The organism is Actinophytocola glycyrrhizae (assembly GCF_042653545.1).
In the GTDB taxonomy this organism is placed as follows: domain Bacteria; phylum Actinomycetota; class Actinomycetes; order Mycobacteriales; family Pseudonocardiaceae; genus Actinophytocola; species Actinophytocola glycyrrhizae.
The window spans coordinates 28,107-43,681 of sequence record NZ_JBHSIS010000022.1 but is presented as its reverse complement, the minus strand read 5'-3'; the positions used below and the strand labels follow the sequence as shown (position 1 = coordinate 43,681).

The window sequence follows — 15,575 nt, the reverse complement described above, 5'->3', positions numbered from 1 at the left end:
CTGGTGCTGCGCCGGCCGTCACCGCACCACCCGGTCGAGCACGAACGAGAGGTGTTCGGGCAGGTCGGCGGTCGCGCGCTCGTCCCCGGACAGGTGCCCGAGCAGCGCGTTCTGGAACACGCCGTCCACCAGGGCATAGGCCAGGTAGGCCGACGTCGTGAGCCGTAGGCCGGCCAACTGCGCGTAGTGGCCGAAGATCCGGCCGATCATCCGCTCCAGACTTGAGTCGATGGCACGAACGTCCTCCCGGAACGCCTCGGAGAACATGCTCTGGTTGCGCAGGTCGTACCAGAGGCGGTGCATGGGCGCGTCCTGGCGCAGGGTGGCGACCATCGCGCCGATCCACTGGTCACGCAGCTCGTCCGGCGTGGTCGAGACCGCGACGACCTGGTCGTAACGCGCAACCGACGCGGCCTTGTACTGGCGCACGCAGTAGGTGATGAGGTCGACCTTGTCGCGGAAGTAGTAGTGCAGAACCCCGTGGGAGAACTCGGAGTTCTCGGCGATGTCACGGAGACTGGTGCCCGCGTACCCCAGCTTCGAGAGCGTGCGGAGCGCGGAATTGGCAAGCTGCGCACGACGCACAGCGAACTTGTCGATCTGTCGGCGGACTGGTTTCCGCTCGGCGATCTGGGACACGGCGTTCCTTCGCGTCGTCCCTCCCCCGGCCCACGCCCTGCGGGCCGAAGCCAAGTCTACCCGGCAATTGCCGCCGCCAAGATCATGAACACGCCGGACCAGCCGGATGGCCGAGAGCGACGACGCTGAGTGACACCCCACGCCCCCCGCTACCGCGACGCCACCTCCCGAGGGAGCCGGATGCCGTGAAAGGCGCATTGACGGCACACGACATGCCCTCAATGGCACATTCACGGCGCCCAGCGCCCCTGAATGGCCCATTCACGGCACCACCGATGTCCCAAATGTTCCGTTGATCAAGGACCGGCCCCGCTACGCGGGCCGCGCCGCGCGCGGGCGAGCAGCGCCCGCAGGGCGAAGCCCGCGAAGCGGGCACGCCGCGAAAGGCGCGTTCACGGCACACCCCATGCCCTCAATGGCACATTCACAGCGCCCAGCGCCCTGAACGGCCCATTCACGACACCACCAATGTCCCGCACGCGCCGTTGATCAACGACCGGCCCCGCTACGCGGACCCCCGCCCCGCGCGGGCGCGCAACGCCCGCGGGGCGAAAACCCGCGCAGCCCGCGAAGCGGGCGAAGCCCCCCGCCCCCAACACACCCCAACCAGAAAACCACTAGAGGGTTCGGTGGTGGCGGCGGGCAATCCAGTGGCAGGGCGCCAGCCCTGCCCGCAAGGTCCCCTGCAGGGCGGCGGAGGCTCGCGTGTCAAGGGTGGCGAAGCCATCGCGAAGCGACGCCGAAGGCGCCCTTGACACGTGAGGGGCCGCCCGTAAAATCCGCCGCCACCACCGAACACCAACACTCGCCAAAGCACCCCGAAGACCCAAGCGGGACAACAAAACAGCCACAAGATCAACACGCGGCCTCCGGCCCCCCGGAATCCAGCGTAACGAGGCCCACCGACAGAAACGGCAGACCACGGCAGGCCCATGTGGACAACCGTCAGATCTCGTACGTGGCGCCCCGCGTGGCCAGCTCTACCGGTCCCGTGAACACAGAGCGGGCCTCGGCGAGGACGGCGTCGGGGTCGGTCCACGGCGCGACGTGGGTGATCAGCAACCGGCCGACACCGGCGCGGGCCGCGAGCGAGCCCAGTTCCACACCCGACATGTGCACCCCGGGCGGGTGGTGGTCCGCGTGGGTCCACGATGCCTCGCCCAGCAGGACGTCCACATCGGCCGCCAGGTCGTCCAGGGCCTCGCACACCGCGGAGTCACCCGTGTAGGCGAGCGTGGCGGTCCCGTGCGTGAACCGGAAGCCGTACGCGTCGCACGGGTGGAAGACCTGCGCCGTGCGCACCGAGAACGGGCCGATGTCGCGCGACCCCGGTGCGAGCGGGTGGAAGTCGTAGACGTCGGTGAGGACCTCGGTCTCGAACTCCTCGCGGTCCGGGGCGTACGCGGCGGCGAAGCGGGCCGGGGCCGCCTTCGGGGCGTGCACCGCGAGCCGGTGGGTTCTCGGGTCCGCCGGGGGGTTCGGGTGCCAGCGGCGCAGGACGGTCAGCGCGGAGAAGTCAGCGCAGTGGTCGGGGTGGAGGTGGGAGAACACGAGCCCACCGAGGGTGAACGGGTCGCGGACGGCCTGCAGTTCGGCGAGTGTGCCGTTGCCGAGTTCGACACCCAGTGCGAACCCGTCGGCTTCCAGCAGGTAACCGGACGATGGTGAGCGGGGACCCGGGGTGCTCCCGGAACAGCCGAGCACGGTCAGCAGCACAAGCGACAGCCTTACACACGGGTGGCCGCGAAGGCACCGAGGTCGGGGCCGAGGAAACGGCGTGCCAGCCTGGCGAACGGCGCCGGGTCACCGGTCGCGGTGAGCTCGTGGCGGGGCCCGGTGCCCGGTTCGGCGAACATGTCCAGTTCGGTGAGCACGCGGACCACGTCCTTCGCGGTTTCCTCCGCGCTGGACACGAGTGTCACGTCCGGGCCCATGACGATCTGCAGCACCCCGGTGAGCAGCGGGTAGTGGGTACAGCCGAGCACCACCGTGTCCACGTCCGCCTGCTGAAGCGGCTCCAGGTACGCCTGTGCGAGCCCCAGCACCTGCCTGCCGGACGTGATGCCGCGCTCGACGAAGTCGACGAACCGGGGGCAGGCCGCACTGGTGACCGAGAGGTCCGGCACGGCGCCGAACGCGTCCTCGTAGGCGCGGGAGCGGACCGTGCCCTCGGTGCCGATGACGCCGACGCGGCGGTTGCGGGTGGTCGCCACCGCGCGCCGCACGGCGGGGACGACGACCTCGACGACCGGGATGTCGTACCGCTCACGCGCGTCGTGCAGGCAGGCCGCCGACGCCGTGTTGCACGCGATGACCAGGAGTTTCACGCCGCTGGCGACCAGGTCGTCGGCCACCGCGATCGCGTGGCGGCGCACCTGCGCGACCGACAGCGGGCCGTACGGGCTGTTCGCGGTGTCACCGACGTACCGCAGCGCCTCGGAGGGCAGTTGGTCCGCGATGGCGCGGGCGACCGTCAGGCCGCCGACGCCGGAGTCGAAGATGCCGATCGGGTCGCTTTGTTCGCCACGGAAACCAGCCACGCCGCGAGTATGCCGCCGATCGCGCCGAACAGGTGTGCCTGCCACGACACGCCCGGGTCACCTGGCAGGACGCCCAGCAGCGTGCTCCCCCAGTACAGGAACAGGGCCACGGCCACCACGATCTGCCCGAACGCGCGGTTGAAGATGCCCCGGACCAGCAGGAACGCGAGCCAGCCGAACGCGAGCCCGGACGCGCCGATCGTGGTGCCGTCGGCGCCGGTCAGCCACACGCCGACACCGCTGAACAGCCAGATGGTGAGCGTCACAGCGGCCCACTGGCCGACGCCGTTGGACATCGCGAGGAAGCCGAAGACCAGCACCGGCAACGTGTTGGCGAACAGGTGCGCCCAGCCGTGGTGCAGCAGCGGTGCCCACAGGATGCCGTCGAGCCCGCCCACCGCGCGTGGCTGGATGCCGAACTGGTCGAGCCTGCCGGACATGGCCGCGTCGACGATCTCGATGACGTACAGCAGCACGGCGAAGGAGCCGATCACGATCAGCGCCTGCAGCGGTCTGGGCGGCAGGACGCGGTTGACCGGGTTCTTGGGCTTCTGCGCCGGTGCGGGCAAGGTGCTCACGTCATCGAGGCTACGTGGGAATCGCGGCGCCCGCGTCGGGTTCAACCCTGAGAAGTCCCTGGTATCCCGGCGAGGCCCATGGCGTGGTCGGCGGCCAGCTCGGCGTGCAGGCGGGTGGTCGGGAAGACCGGGACCGGGCTGTCGTCCTGGCCGACCAGCAGCTCGATCTCGGTGCAGCCGAGGATCACGCCGTGCGCACCGCGTTCGACGAGACGCTTGATCACGTCGCGGTAGACCTGGCGGGACTCCTCGCGGACCACGCCGACGACCAGCTCCTCGTAGATGATCCGGTGCACCTCCGCGCGGTCGGCCTCGGCGGGCACGAGCACGTCGAGGCCGTGGGCCGCAAGGCGGTCGCGGTAGAAGTCCTGCTCCATCGTGAAGGCCGTGCCGAGCAGCCCGACCCGCGTGACGCCCGCGGCCATGACGGCCGCGGCCGTGGCGTCGCCAAGGTGCAGCAGCGGGAGGACGGTGAGCTCGTCGGCGACCTTGTGCATGGTGTTGGTGCAGAGCACGAGGAAGTCGGCGCCGGCGAGCGCGAGCGCGGCGGCGGCCTCGGCGAGCACGTCGCGGGCCTCGCTCCACCGGCCGCCCGACTGCAGTTCCTCGATCTCGGCGAAGTCGACCGAGTACATGACACAGTGCGCGGAGTGCAGCCCGCCGAGCCGTTCGCGGACCCGCTCGTTCACATACCGGTAGTATTCGGCGCTCGACTCCCAGCTCATGCCGCCGAGCAGGCCGATGACCTTCACGACAGCACCCCGGCGAGCCGTTCCAGCGAGCGGTCCATGTTGCGTTCGATGTCCTTGGTGCCCACGCGCCGCATGAGCCAGCCCTTCACCGGTCCGCCGGGTGTCTGCAGGGACCGCAGCCGGACCGTGGTGGTCTCGGCGTCGCCGTCGAGCTCGATGCGGAACTCGGTGCGGGTGGCGAACTTCGGCGCAGGCCTGCCGTCGATCCGCTCCGCGACGTGCCGCCAGGCCAGCACCTTGCCGGGCACGCACTCGGTGATCTCCTGGTCGACCTCCGACCTGCGGCGGCCCCAGTGCCCGTGCTGGGTGCGCAGCTGGCCGACCCCGTCCCCGGACCGGACCTCGGTGCGGTCGGCGAAGTCGAACCAGTCCGCCGCACGGCCGGCGTCCGACACGACCGCCCACACGGTGTCGATCCCGGCCGGGACCCGTGTCTCGCGCATGACCTCGATGACCTGGCTCACAGCGGCAAGCTTATTCAGGAGGCGTGGGGTCAGGCCCAGAGGTGCCCGTCGAGGCGGGCGGCCGCCTCGTCCACCGAGCCGCTGTAGGCGCCGGTCGACAGGTACTTCCAGCCGCCGTCGGCGACGATGAAGACCACGTCCGCCTGCTTGCCCGCGCGTACCGCCTTGTCGGCCGCGGCCAGCGCGGCGTGCAGGATCGCGCCGGTCGAGATGCCCGCGAAGATGCCCTCGGTCTCCAGCAGCTCCCTGGTCCGCCGCAGCGCGTCGTAGGAACCGACCGAGTACCGGCCGGTCAGCACCTCAGGGTCGTACAGCTCCGGCACGAACCCCTCGTCGAGGTTGCGCAGGCCGTACACGAGCTCGCCGTAGCGCGGCTCGGCCGCGATGATCTGCACGTCCGGCTTGTGCTCACGCAGGTAGCGGCCCGCGCCGACCAGGGTGCCGGTGGTGCCGAGGCCGGCGACGAAGTGCGTCACCGACGGCAGGTCGCGCAGGACCTCCGGGCCGGTGCCGTGGTAGTGCGCGCCCGCGTTGTTCGGGTTCCCGTACTGGTACAGCATGATCCAGTCCGGGTTCTGCTTCGCGAGCTCCTTGGCCCGCCGGACGGCCTCGTTCGAGCCGCCCGCGGCGGGCGAGTTCACGATCCGCGCGCCGTAGGCGGCCAGCAGCTGCCGCCGCTCCTCCGACGTGTTCTCCGGCATCACGCACACCAGGCCGTAGCCCTTGAGCTTCGCGGCCATGGCGAGCGAGATGCCGGTGTTGCCCGACGTCGGTTCGAGGATCGTGCAGCCGGGCCGCAGCAGCCCGTCCTCCTCGGCCTTCTCGATCATCCGCAGCGCCACGCGGTCCTTCACCGAACCGGTCGGGTTGCGGTCCTCGAGCTTGGCCCACAGGCGGACGCCGTCGCCGGGTGACAGGCGGGGCAGTCCGACGAGCGGGGTGTCGCCGAGCGCGTCGAGCAGCGAGTCGTAGCGGGCCAACGTCAGCCGCCCGCGACGGCGGGCAGGATCGTCACGTTGTCGCCGTCGGCCACGGCCGCTTCCAGCCCACCGGAGAACCGCACGTCCTCGTCGTTGACGTAGATGTTCACGAAGCGGTGCAGCGTGCCCTCCCTGACCAGGCGGCCCTTGATGCCGCCGTGGTTGGACTCGAGGTTGTCGATCACCTCGGCCACGGTGCTGCCGTTCGCCTCGACCGTCTTCTCACCACCGGTGTGGGTGCGCAGGATCGTCGGGATGGAGACGGTGACCGCCATGTGGAACCTCCGCTTGCAAAGGGGGACTTACTCGGAAAACGCCTGTGTCGACGGTTCGTATTCCGCCACGATCTCGACCGGTTCCTCGGTGATCTCGCCGTCGACGATCCGGTACGAACGGAACTCGCCGGTGTCGTCGCGGGTGGACACCAGCACGTAGTGGGCGTCCGGCTCGGACGCGTACGAGACGTCGGTCCGCGACGGGTACGCCTCGGTCGCGGTGTGCGAGTGGTAGATCACCACCGGCACCTCGTCGCCCGCGTCCATCTCCCGGTACAGCTTCAGCAGGTCGGCCGAGTCGAACTCGTAGAACGTCGGCGACCGCGCCGCGTTCAGCATCGGGATGAAGCGCTCGGGCCGGTCGGATCCCTCCGGTCCGGCGACGACACCGCACGCCTCGTCCGGGTGGTCCCGGCGGGCGTGCGCGAGGATGGCGTCGACCAGGTCACGGCGTATCCGAAGCACGTTTATGAATCTTACTGGCCGGACGCCGGGTTCCCAGTTGATGGGACGGGCCACACGTCCCGGTAGGCGGGGAGCCCGGCGAGCGACGTCGCGGCCAGCAGGCCGTGCACCATGGCCCGCGCGAAGGTCTCCGCCGCCGCGGTGCACAGGCGGTCCAGCGCGGCCGCCCGTGCGACCGGGCCGAACGGCGCGCCGGCCGTCGCCAGCGCACGAGCCCCGGTGGCGACCGCGAACACCGTGTCCCCGTCGAACATCGTGTGGGCGGGGCGCACCGCGCGGGCCAGGCCGTCCTGCGCGGCGACCGCGAGGCGGCGGCACTCGGTCTTGGTGAGGTCCGCGTCGACGGCGACCACGCCGATCGTGGTGTTCAGGTCGGTGCGCGCCACGTCCGGCAGCACACCGGGAGCGTGCGGCCACACCACCCCGAACTCGCCCGCGACCTCGTGGTCGGCCGCGTAGGGCACGCCCGTCTGGACGTCGACGGCCGAGCCCGCCGCGTTCACGGCCGCCAGCGCGCCGACGGTGCACCCGTCGACGGTGGCCGACGCGGTGCCGATCCCGCCCTTGAGCTGCCCGACCTTCGCACCGGTGCCCGCGCCGACCGAGCCGGCCGCGAACTCGGCGGCCGCGTTCTCGCACGCCGCGTAGCCGAACGAGGCGTCCGGGCGGTTGCCCCAGTCGCTCCTCGGCAGGTCGAACAGCACCGCACCGGGCACGATCGGCACGACCTCGTGCTCGCCGGCACCGACCCGCAGGCCGCGGTTGCGTTCGGACAGCCAGCGCATCACGCCGTCGGCGGCGGCGAGCCCGTACGCGGACCCGCCGGACAGGCACACCGCGTCGACCTGCGCCACCAGGTTCTCGGGCACGAGCAGGTCGGTCTCGCGGGTGCCCGGCGCGCCGCCCCGGCCGTCGACAGCGCCGGTGGTGCCGGGTGGCAGCAGCACGACCGTGGTGCCGGTCGCCCAGCCGTCCCCGGTGCGCTGGTGGTGGCCGACGAGCACCCCGGCGACGTCGGTGATCGCGTTACTCATCGCCGCCGGTCAGCGCGGCGACCAGGCTCTCCTGCATCCACGTCAGCCAGTGGTAGATCCCCAGGTGCGGGGCGCGCGGGTCGTCGTCGGGCAGCTGGTCGGGCATGTCCTCGGACACGCCGATGGTGGTGCCCAGCGCCAGCCGCACGTCGTTGAGCGCCGAGAGCCACGCGTCCGCCTGCTCCAGCGACAGCTTGACCAGTCCACCACCCGGCGGGCACGTGTCCAGCAGCACACCGGCCACCCCGGTCTTCAGGTCCAGCAGCTCCGGCTCGTGCAGCGAGCGCAGCGCCGCGGCCGAGTCGCGGTCCTTGGTGTCGGCGTCCTCGTAGTCGAGGCGGTGGAAGTCGGGCAGCAGGCGGGACAGGATCGGGTCGTCCGGCGCGGTGGCCGGGCCGGTGCGGATGCCGGTGAGTGCCGCCAGCTCGTCCTGCGGCGCCTCGGCCTGCCTGGCCTTCAGCATCTCGTCGATCTGGCCGACGACCGTGCGCAGCACGGCCGACTCCTGCCGGTCGACCTTGGTCATGACGGTGTCGCCCGCCCGCTCCCAGGGGATCACGACTCGCGCTGCATGGTCGCCCAGAGACCGGCCGCGTGCAGTCGCGCGACGTCGCCCTCCACCTTCTCCTTGGAGCCCGAGGACACGATCGCTCTGCCCTTGTGGTGCACGTCAAGCATGAGTTTCGTCGCCTGCTCACGGGAGTAGCCGAACAGCTTCTGGAACACGTACGTCACGTACGACATGAGGTTCACGGGGTCGTTCCACACGATGGTCTGCCACGGCTTGTCCTCGGCCGTGAACTCGGCCGTTACCGGTTCGACCCGCTCGACGGGTGTCGACATGGAAACCGACATAAATCCATGGTGGCATGTCTACGCTCTGCGTTCATGACCGGTACCAGCACCGCGCTCCTCACCGACCACTATGAGCTGACCATGCTCGCCGCGGCCCTGGCCGACGGCACGGCGGAGCGGCAGTGCGTGTTCGAGACCTTCGCCCGCAGGCTGCCCGCCGGCCGCCGCTACGGCGTGGTCGGCGGCACGGGCCGTGTGGTGGAGGCCATCAGCAGGTTCACGTTCGGCGAGGCCGAGCTCGCGCAGCTGTCCGGGGTGGTCGACCAGGCCTGTCTGGACTGGCTCGCGGACTACCGGTTCACCGGCGACGTCGACGGCTACGCCGAGGGCGAGCTGTACTTCCCAGGGTCGCCGCTGTTCACCGTGCGCGGCACCTTCGCGGAGGCGGTCGTGCTTGAGACGCTGGTGCTGTCGATCCTCAATCACGACAGCGCGATCGTGTCGGCCGGTGCGCGGATGGTGAGCGCGGCCAACGGGCGGCCGATCATCGAGATGGGCGGGCGGCGCACGCACGAGGAGGCGGCGGTCGCGTCCGCGCGGGCCGCGTACCTCGCGGGGTTCGCGACGACGTCCAACCTGGAGGCGAAACGCCGGTACGGCATCCCGACCGCGGGCACGTGCGCGCACGCGTTCACGCTGCTGCACGACAGCGAGCACGCCGCGTTCACCGCGCAGGTCGAGGCACTCGGCACGGACACCACGCTGCTCGTGGACACCTACGACATCACCCGGGGCATCGAGACGGCGATCGAGGTCGCCGGTCCCGGTCTCGGCGCCATCCGCATCGACTCCGGTGACGTCGGGGTGCTGGCCAGGCAGGCCCGCCAGCAGCTGGACTCGCTCGGCGCCCGCAACACCAGGATCGTGGTGTCCGGCGATCTCGACGAGTACGCGATCGCGGCGCTGCGCGCGGAGCCGGTGGACGCCTACGGCGTCGGCACGTCGCTGGTGACCGGCTCCGGCTCGCCGACCGCCGGGATGGTCTACAAACTGGTCGAGGTGGACGGTCGGCCGGTGGCCAAACGCAGCTCGCACAAGGAGTCCAAGGGCGGGCGCAAGGCCGCGCTGCGCAGGCACAAGCCGACCGGGACCGCGCTCGAGGAGGTCGTGCACGTGGTCGGCGCCGAGGTCGAGGAGGGCCCGCACGACCGGCGGCTGCAGGTGCCGCTGCTGCGGGGTGGACAACCGGCCGCTGATGGGCCCAGTCTTGAGGAGAGCAGACAACGCGTCCGCGACGGACTGGTCAGCCTCCCCTGGGAGGGGCTGAAGCTGTCGCAGGGCGAGCCCGCGATCCCGACCGTGTACGTGGAGAAGTGATGACAGCGCTCATTGTCGTGGACGTGCAGAACGACTTCTGCGAGGGCGGCTCGCTCGCGGTGGCGGGCGGGGCCGCGGTGGCGGCGGAGATCTCCGCGCTCTACGGGGCCTACGACCAGGTCGTGGCGACGCGGGACTACCACATCGACCCCGGCGCGCACTTCAGCGAGGAACCCGACTACGTCGACACGTGGCCGGTGCACTGCCGGGCAGGCACCTCGGGGGCGTCGTTCCACCCGGCGCTGGACGTGGCCGGGATCCAGGCCGTGTTCTCCAAGGGCGCGCACGCGGCGGCGTACTCGGGGTTCGAGGGCACCACGCCGGAGGGCACGCCGCTCGCCGACTGGCTGCGCGCGCACGACGTGTCCGATGTGGACGTGGTGGGCATCGCGACGGACCACTGCGTGCGGGCGACCGCGCTGGACGCCGCCGCGAACGGGTTCCGGACGCGGGTGCTGCTGGACCTGACGGCCGGGGTCGCCGCGCCGACGGTGGAGTCCGCGCTGACCCGGCTCCGCGACGCGGGCGTGACGCTGACCGGCACACCCCGCCTGCCGTGAAGGCGCCGACCGTTCCAGTTCGGTAACTCCGCGCCCGGCCGGCCCTGCCGTACAGCAGTCTGCACGGATGCATCTCTGGGGGTTGGCGCTGTTCGGTGCGGTGGCCGCGGCGACGTGGTGGGCCCCGCCGTGGCCGGCCGAGCAGGCGTTGCACAGCTCGCTGACGGTGGTGGCGCTCGGCGGGCTGTGGTGGGTCCACCGGCGGATCGGGCTGCCGGCCCGGGTGTGGACGTGGGCGCTGGTCTTCCTGACGCTGCACACGATCGCGGCGCGCTGGCTGTACTCGTCGGTGCCCTACGACGACTGGACCGGCGGGTTGTTCGGCTTCCGGCTCTCCGAGGTGTTCGGCTGGGAGCGCAACCACTTCGACCGGCTGGTGCACTTCGCGTACGGGCTGTGCCTGGCGATGGCGCTACGCCTGAGACCGGTGCGCGCGCTGGAGGTCGTACTCGCGACCAGCGCGCTGTACGAACTGTTCGAGTGGGGCATCGCGGAGCTGCTGGCGCCGGGCACGGCCGAGGCGTACAACGGCCAGCAGGGCGACATGTGGGACGCGCACAAGGACATGGCACTGGCGGCGCTGGGCGCACTCGTGGCGGTGGTGGTGCACACCGTCCGCCGCACACCCCGGCACGACGCGATACTCGGGGCGGGGCAATTGAGTGGCCGCCGTCCGGTCAGGGGTGGCAACCTGCGTTGAGCCTGCCCAGCAAGGAGAACGCATGACCGAGGAGCACACCTACCGCGTGCTGGTACGCGGCCGGTTCACCGAACTCGACGACGAGGGCCGCGCACGGCTGCGGGCCGTCGCCGGGGAGCACGACATGCTCGCCGCCGGGTTCACCGAGGCCGGGTCGCTGGCCTACGACCACGCCCTGGACTTCTTCAGCTTCCGCGTCGAGTTGCCCGCCGAGGCCGAGAAGGCCGCGTGCGAGCGGGGAAAGGCGCGTGCCGCCGCGGCGGTGGACGGGCTCGGGGTGGACTTCCGCGACCTGAAGGCGTCCGCCACCGACATGGACCTGATCAAGGTCAGGCGGCGCCGGTAGGCCGGGGCCCGCCGGCGCCGCGCGATCTCAGGGCACCGGCGCGCAGCGCACCGTGCCCACGTACGCGTCACCGGGGGTCGGGCCACCCTCCGGGAACATGCGGATGTGCATCAGGTGCACGGTCATGCTGCCGTCGGGGGGCGACGGGGTCACCGCCTCGTTGAACGTCACCGTCGCCAGCGGCTTGCCGTCCAGGTCACCCGGGATCGTCACCACGTGGTTCGACGGCAGCTCTGATGGCACCGTGACACCGTGCAGACCGGAGAACCGGATCGACGAGTTGCTGCCGGTCAGCGTCGTCTCGCACGTCGCGGTGTAGTCGGACAGGCGGAGCCGGGGGCCGCCGTGGGGCAGCAGCGCGTCGAAGCGGAACCGGCCACCGGTGACGGTCGTCTTCGCGATCTCGCCCGCCTCGTCGATGGTGCACGTCGAGGTGCCCGAGGAGTACGTGGCCACGTTCGGCACGGCCACCTCGCCGGACTCGCCGGAGGACGGGCCCTCGGTGCTGCACGAGGCGATCGGCCCCACCGTGGCCTCGCCGATGGTGACGCCACCCGCCGAGCCCTCCGCGACCGCGTCGCCGGGCGCCGCACCGGCGGGCGCCGCGGTGAACGCGAGGCCCGCGGCCGCCAGGCACACCACGCTGAAAGTGCTACGAAATCTCATGGCGACGAGGAGAACCCGGCACCCACGCCGCGGGCCAGGCCAGCCACCCGGTAGTGCACACAGACAACCCGGTAGTGGTAACCGGGTGGCCGCACGAGACTGTCGGGGGTCGGAGGTACCGTCTGCCTGTGCCGTCTTCCACCGACCTGCCCGGGGTGAACGAACTGCTCGCGACCGCGGTCGGAGCGGTCGGGGGCAGCGAACGCCCAGGTCAGGTCGCCATGGCGGAGGCCGTCGGCAAGGCGATCCGCACCGGTGATCACCTCGCCGTGCAGGCGGGCACCGGCACCGGCAAGTCGCTCGCGTACCTGGTCCCCGCGCTGCGTCACGCGGTGGCGACCGAGTCGACGGTCGTCGTCTCGACCGCCACGATCGCGCTGCAGCGGCAGCTCGTCGACCGCGACCTGCCGCGTCTGGAGAAGGCGCTGTCCAAACCGCTCGGTCGCAAGCCGACGTTCGCGATCCTCAAGGGCCGGCGCAACTACCTGTGCCTCAACAAGCTCGACAGCGGCATGGAGGACGAGCAGGACGACGCCGCCCTGTTCGACCCGTTCGAGGTGTCGCGGATCGGGCGGGAGGTGAAGCGGCTGCGCGAGTGGGTGTCGGACACCGAGACCGGCGACCGCGACGAGCTGGTGCCCGGCGTGTCCGACCAGGCGTGGCGGCAGGTGTCGGTGACCGCGCGGGAGTGCCTCGGCGCGTCCCGCTGCCCGATGGGCACCGACTGCTTCGCGGAGAAGGCGCGGACCGAGGCCGGGCGCTCGGACCTGATCGTCACCAACCACGCGCTGCTCGCCATCGACGCGCTGCAGGGCTACCAGGTGCTGCCGGAACACGACCTGGTGATCGTGGACGAGGCGCACGACCTGGTCGACCGCGTCACGTCCGTCGCCACCGCCGAGCTGACCTCCGGCACGGTCAACGCGGCGGCGCGCCGCGCGAGCCGGGTCGTCGACCAGGAGATCGCGGACCGGCTGATGGAGGCTGGCGACGGGCTCGCGCTGATCATGGACGACCTGCCGACCGGGCGGCTCGACGAGATGCCCAAGCCTCTGCTCGGCACGCTGACCACGCTGCGCGACGCCGCGCACGCGTGCATCACCGGGCTCGGTTCGGACAAGACCGGCGACGTCGACGTGCAGACGATGCGCAAGCTCGCCCTTTCGCAGCTGGAAGAGGTGCACGACACGGCGGTGCGGCTGCTCGACGCGTGGGACGGGGACGCCGCGCAGCGGCGGGACGTCGTGTGGCGCACCGGCGACAGCGGCATGGGCCCGCCCCGGCCGCCGACCATCAAGGTGGCGCCGCTGGCAGTGTCCGGGCTGCTGCGGGAGCGGCTGTTCGGTGCCACCACGACCGTGCTGACGTCCGCGACGCTGACACTGGGCGGGAACTTCGACTCCATGGCGCGTTCGTGGGGTCTGCCGCCCGAGAACGGCCCGAGCGTGCAGGTGCCGGGCGCGGCGTCGGAGAAGTCCGTGGACGGTCCGAAGTGGACGTCGCTGGACGTCGGCTCGCCGTTCGACCACGCCCGCAAGGGCATCCTCTACCTGGCCAGGCACCTGCCGCCGCCGGGCCGGGACGGGCTGCCGCCCGCGTACCTGAACGAGATCTCCGAGCTCATGGAGGCGGCGGGCGGCCGCACACTGGGCCTGTTCTCGTCGATGCGTGCGGCCAAGCAGGCGACGGAGGAGCTGCGGAAGCGGTCCGGCCTGGAGATCCTGTGCCAGGGCGAGGACTCGACGGCGCTGCTGGTCCGCAAGTTCGCCGAGGACGAGACGACGTGCCTGTTCGGCACGCTGTCGCTGTGGCAGGGCGTCGACGTGCCCGGCCCTTCCCTGCAGTTGGTGATCGTCGACCGGATCCCGTTCCCCCGGCCGGACGACCCGTTGGCGTCGGCGCGGCAGCGGGCGGTGGAAGCCCGTGGCGGCAACGGTTTCCTGTCGGTCGCGGCCACCCACGCCGCGCTGCTGCTCGCGCAGGGCACCGGACGCCTGCTGCGCAGCACCGACGATCGCGGTGTCATCGCGATCCTCGACCCCCGTCTGGCGACCGCGCGGTACGGCGGATTCCTCCGCTCGTCACTGCCGAGTTACTGGACGACGAGCGACCCCGACGTCGTCAGGGCGGCGCTCGGCCGCCTCGACGACGCGGCGAACTGAGCAAAGGAGAATGCGTGTCCACTGCTGACACCGGCATCACGGTCGACGACGACGGCGTCCGCCGGCAACTGGCCGACGGCTCCGAGGAGTCGGTGACCTGGGCGAAGCTGTCGGAGGTCGCGATCAGGACCACCCCGGAAGGCCCGTGGAAGGAAGACGTGTTCTTCCTGCTGGTCGCGGAGGGCGGCGGCGGGTGTGCGGTCCCGGCGGGCCACCCGTCGGCCGACGACCTGATGAACCGTCTGCAATCGCTGCCGGAGTTCGACAACGACGCGTTCGTCGAGGCCATGACCACCACGGAGGACGGCCTGTTCGTCGTGTGGCAACGACAGCGGTAGCTCGATCGGGTGGTGAGATCCCGCGCGCGGGCGTGCACGCGGACAGTGGTCATGTGGCCACACACATCAGCCCGGTAGTGCTGCGCCAGGAGGTCGGCAGGCGCATCCGCCTGGCCAGGCGGCACGCCGGGCTGACCGTCGTCGAGGCCTCGGCACGGCTGGAGATCACCAGGAGCGCGCTGAGCCGCTTCGAGAACGGCTTCGGCGGCGTCAACGTGCACCTGCTCCGCTCGATGATGGACGTCTACGACCAGCGCATGGACGACCTGCTGGACATGATCCGCCAGGCCCGCGCCCCCGACTGGTGGCGCCAGTACGGCGTTTCCGACAAGGCCTTCGTCGCGTTGGAGACCGCCGCCACCCGGGCCAGCACCTACGAACTGTCGTTCGTGCCGGGGCTCCTGCAGACCGCCGACTACGCCAGGGCGCTCTTCCTGTCCGGGCGGGAACGCCGAAGCGAGGACTGGCTCGCCAACATGCTCGCCGTCCGGATGATCCGCCAGGAACGGCTGACCGACGAGGAACACCCGCTCGAACTGGACGCCGTCCTGCACGAGTCCGCCCTCCACCTTCCCGTCGGCGGGCCGCCCGTGATGCGCAACCAGTTGCTGCACCTCACCTTGATCAACGAGTTGCCGACTGTGACGCTGCGGATCCTGCCCACGAGCCTGATCTCGAACGAGGCCCTGGTCGGTCCGTTCACCGTGCTGGACTTCCCTCTGGCGGGGCAGCCCGGCATCAGCTACGCCCTGCACGCGCTCGGCGACGAGCGGCAGGACAAATCCGAACACGTCGAACCGGCTAGACTGAGGTTTCGCCACCTCCGATCGTTGGCGTTGACTCCCGAAGCATCGATCGAGTTGATCGAGCGGGTGGCGAACGAGTTGTGGTCGAGCTGAGAGGC

At 71.1% G+C, this 15,575-nt stretch carries 20 protein-coding genes; 7 read left to right on the top strand and 13 right to left on the bottom strand.

Annotated features, from left to right (window positions below):
* Positions 1–18: 18 nt before the first annotated feature.
* The 12 genes from ACFPCV_RS31210 to clpS all read right to left on the bottom strand — a co-directional run bounded on the left by ACFPCV_RS31210 (position 19) and on the right by clpS (position 8,570).
* Positions 19–639 carry a TetR/AcrR family transcriptional regulator gene (locus tag ACFPCV_RS31210; RefSeq protein ID WP_378060133.1) on the bottom strand — a complete coding sequence of 207 codons (621 nt, stop codon included), beginning with the start codon at positions 637–639 and terminating at the stop codon, positions 19–21.
* Between the two features lie 945 nt (positions 640–1,584).
* Positions 1,585–2,355 carry an MBL fold metallo-hydrolase gene (locus ACFPCV_RS31205; protein WP_378060131.1) on the bottom strand — a complete coding sequence of 257 codons (771 nt, stop codon included), beginning with the start codon at positions 2,353–2,355 and terminating at the stop codon, positions 1,585–1,587.
* Between the two features lie 11 nt (positions 2,356–2,366).
* A complete protein-coding gene (murI, locus tag ACFPCV_RS31200; RefSeq protein ID WP_378060130.1) occupies positions 2,367–3,179 on the bottom strand; it encodes a glutamate racemase in 813 nt (270 codons plus the stop codon).
* Positions 3,113–3,757 (bottom strand): rhomboid family intramembrane serine protease, encoded by a 645-nt coding sequence (locus ACFPCV_RS31195; protein WP_378060128.1) that lies wholly within the window; start codon positions 3,755–3,757, stop codon positions 3,113–3,115. The genes murI and ACFPCV_RS31195 overlap by 67 nt, the downstream gene beginning before the upstream one ends.
* 41 nt (positions 3,758–3,798) lie before the next feature.
* The gene (locus ACFPCV_RS31190; RefSeq protein ID WP_378060126.1) at positions 3,799–4,509 is read right to left on the bottom strand and encodes an aspartate/glutamate racemase family protein; all 711 of its coding nucleotides are present in this window, start codon (positions 4,507–4,509) and stop codon (positions 3,799–3,801) included.
* The gene (locus ACFPCV_RS31185) at positions 4,506–4,973 is read right to left on the bottom strand and encodes an SRPBCC family protein (RefSeq protein WP_378060124.1); all 468 of its coding nucleotides are present in this window, start codon (positions 4,971–4,973) and stop codon (positions 4,506–4,508) included. The genes ACFPCV_RS31190 and ACFPCV_RS31185 overlap by 4 nt, the downstream gene beginning before the upstream one ends.
* Before the next feature lie 29 nt (positions 4,974–5,002).
* Complete coding sequence (locus ACFPCV_RS31180; RefSeq protein ID WP_378060122.1) at positions 5,003–5,953, bottom strand: PLP-dependent cysteine synthase family protein; 951 nt, start codon at positions 5,951–5,953, stop codon at positions 5,003–5,005.
* Between the two features lie 2 nt (positions 5,954–5,955).
* On the bottom strand, positions 5,956–6,228 hold the full coding sequence (locus ACFPCV_RS31175) for a MoaD/ThiS family protein (protein ID WP_378060121.1): 273 nt from the start codon (positions 6,226–6,228) through the stop codon (positions 5,956–5,958).
* A 27-nt stretch (positions 6,229–6,255) separates the two neighbouring features.
* On the bottom strand, positions 6,256–6,693 hold the full coding sequence (locus tag ACFPCV_RS31170; protein WP_378060119.1) for a M67 family metallopeptidase: 438 nt from the start codon (positions 6,691–6,693) through the stop codon (positions 6,256–6,258).
* Positions 6,694–6,704: 11 nt separating this feature from the next.
* Entirely contained in the window at positions 6,705–7,727 is a 1,023-nt protein-coding gene (locus ACFPCV_RS31165) for a P1 family peptidase (RefSeq protein ID WP_378060117.1), read from the bottom strand.
* Positions 7,720–8,286, bottom strand: coding sequence for a DUF2017 domain-containing protein (locus ACFPCV_RS31160; protein WP_378060116.1), 567 nt, complete (start codon positions 8,284–8,286; stop codon positions 7,720–7,722). The genes ACFPCV_RS31165 and ACFPCV_RS31160 overlap by 8 nt, the downstream gene beginning before the upstream one ends.
* Positions 8,283–8,570 (bottom strand): ATP-dependent Clp protease adapter ClpS, encoded by a 288-nt coding sequence (gene clpS, locus ACFPCV_RS31155; protein ID WP_378060115.1) that lies wholly within the window; start codon positions 8,568–8,570, stop codon positions 8,283–8,285. Before clpS ends, ACFPCV_RS31160 begins: the two co-directional genes overlap by 4 nt.
* 45 nt (positions 8,571–8,615) lie before the next feature.
* On the opposite strand from clpS, the gene ACFPCV_RS31150 reads away from it, so the two are divergent.
* From ACFPCV_RS31150 to ACFPCV_RS31135, 4 genes are all read left to right on the top strand, one after another.
* A complete protein-coding gene (locus ACFPCV_RS31150) occupies positions 8,616–9,899 on the top strand; it encodes a nicotinate phosphoribosyltransferase (RefSeq protein ID WP_378060113.1) in 1,284 nt (427 codons plus the stop codon).
* The gene (locus tag ACFPCV_RS31145; protein WP_378060112.1) at positions 9,896–10,459 is read left to right on the top strand and encodes an isochorismatase family protein; all 564 of its coding nucleotides are present in this window, start codon (positions 9,896–9,898) and stop codon (positions 10,457–10,459) included. The genes ACFPCV_RS31150 and ACFPCV_RS31145 overlap by 4 nt, the downstream gene beginning before the upstream one ends.
* Before the next feature lie 67 nt (positions 10,460–10,526).
* Complete coding sequence (locus ACFPCV_RS31140) at positions 10,527–11,159, top strand: DUF2238 domain-containing protein (protein ID WP_378060110.1); 633 nt, start codon at positions 10,527–10,529, stop codon at positions 11,157–11,159.
* Positions 11,160–11,181: 22 nt separating this feature from the next.
* Positions 11,182–11,505, top strand: coding sequence for a DUF6204 family protein (locus ACFPCV_RS31135; RefSeq protein ID WP_378060109.1), 324 nt, complete (start codon positions 11,182–11,184; stop codon positions 11,503–11,505).
* Between the two features lie 27 nt (positions 11,506–11,532).
* Here the strand turns inward: ACFPCV_RS31135 and ACFPCV_RS31130 are convergent, their stop codons facing one another.
* Positions 11,533–12,171, bottom strand: a complete 639-nt coding sequence (locus ACFPCV_RS31130) for a hypothetical protein (protein WP_378060107.1) — start codon at positions 12,169–12,171, stop codon at positions 11,533–11,535.
* 128 nt (positions 12,172–12,299) lie between these two features.
* On the opposite strand from ACFPCV_RS31130, the gene ACFPCV_RS31125 reads away from it, so the two are divergent.
* Genes ACFPCV_RS31125 through ACFPCV_RS31115 form a run of 3 tightly spaced genes read left to right on the top strand, consistent with a single transcriptional unit; the run spans position 12,300 to position 15,570 of the window.
* The gene (locus tag ACFPCV_RS31125) at positions 12,300–14,333 is read left to right on the top strand and encodes an ATP-dependent DNA helicase (RefSeq protein ID WP_378060105.1); all 2,034 of its coding nucleotides are present in this window, start codon (positions 12,300–12,302) and stop codon (positions 14,331–14,333) included.
* 14 nt (positions 14,334–14,347) lie between these two features.
* The gene (locus ACFPCV_RS31120; RefSeq protein WP_378060104.1) at positions 14,348–14,671 is read left to right on the top strand and encodes a hypothetical protein; all 324 of its coding nucleotides are present in this window, start codon (positions 14,348–14,350) and stop codon (positions 14,669–14,671) included.
* A gap of 53 nt (positions 14,672–14,724) precedes the next feature.
* Complete coding sequence (locus tag ACFPCV_RS31115; RefSeq protein ID WP_378060103.1) at positions 14,725–15,570, top strand: helix-turn-helix domain-containing protein; 846 nt, start codon at positions 14,725–14,727, stop codon at positions 15,568–15,570.
* Positions 15,571–15,575 lie beyond the last annotated feature (5 nt).

Bases quoted from the DNA above. Each gene is read 5' to 3' on its own strand.
- ACFPCV_RS31175 (WP_378060121.1), bottom strand. From the start codon at position 6,228: ATGGCGGTCACCGTCTCCATCCCGACGATCCTGCGCACCCACACCGGT.
- ACFPCV_RS31165 (WP_378060117.1), bottom strand. From the start codon at position 7,727: ATGAGTAACGCGATCACCGACGTCGCCGGGGTGCTCGTCGGCCACCAC.
- clpS (WP_378060115.1), bottom strand. From the start codon at position 8,570: ATGTCGACACCCGTCGAGCGGGTCGAACCGGTAACGGCCGAGTTCACG.
- ACFPCV_RS31150 (WP_378060113.1), top strand. From the start codon at position 8,616: ATGACCGGTACCAGCACCGCGCTCCTCACCGACCACTATGAGCTGACC.
- ACFPCV_RS31140 (WP_378060110.1), top strand. From the start codon at position 10,527: ATGCATCTCTGGGGGTTGGCGCTGTTCGGTGCGGTGGCCGCGGCGACG.
- ACFPCV_RS31135 (WP_378060109.1), top strand. From the start codon at position 11,182: ATGACCGAGGAGCACACCTACCGCGTGCTGGTACGCGGCCGGTTCACC.
- ACFPCV_RS31130 (WP_378060107.1), bottom strand. From the start codon at position 12,171: ATGAGATTTCGTAGCACTTTCAGCGTGGTGTGCCTGGCGGCCGCGGGC.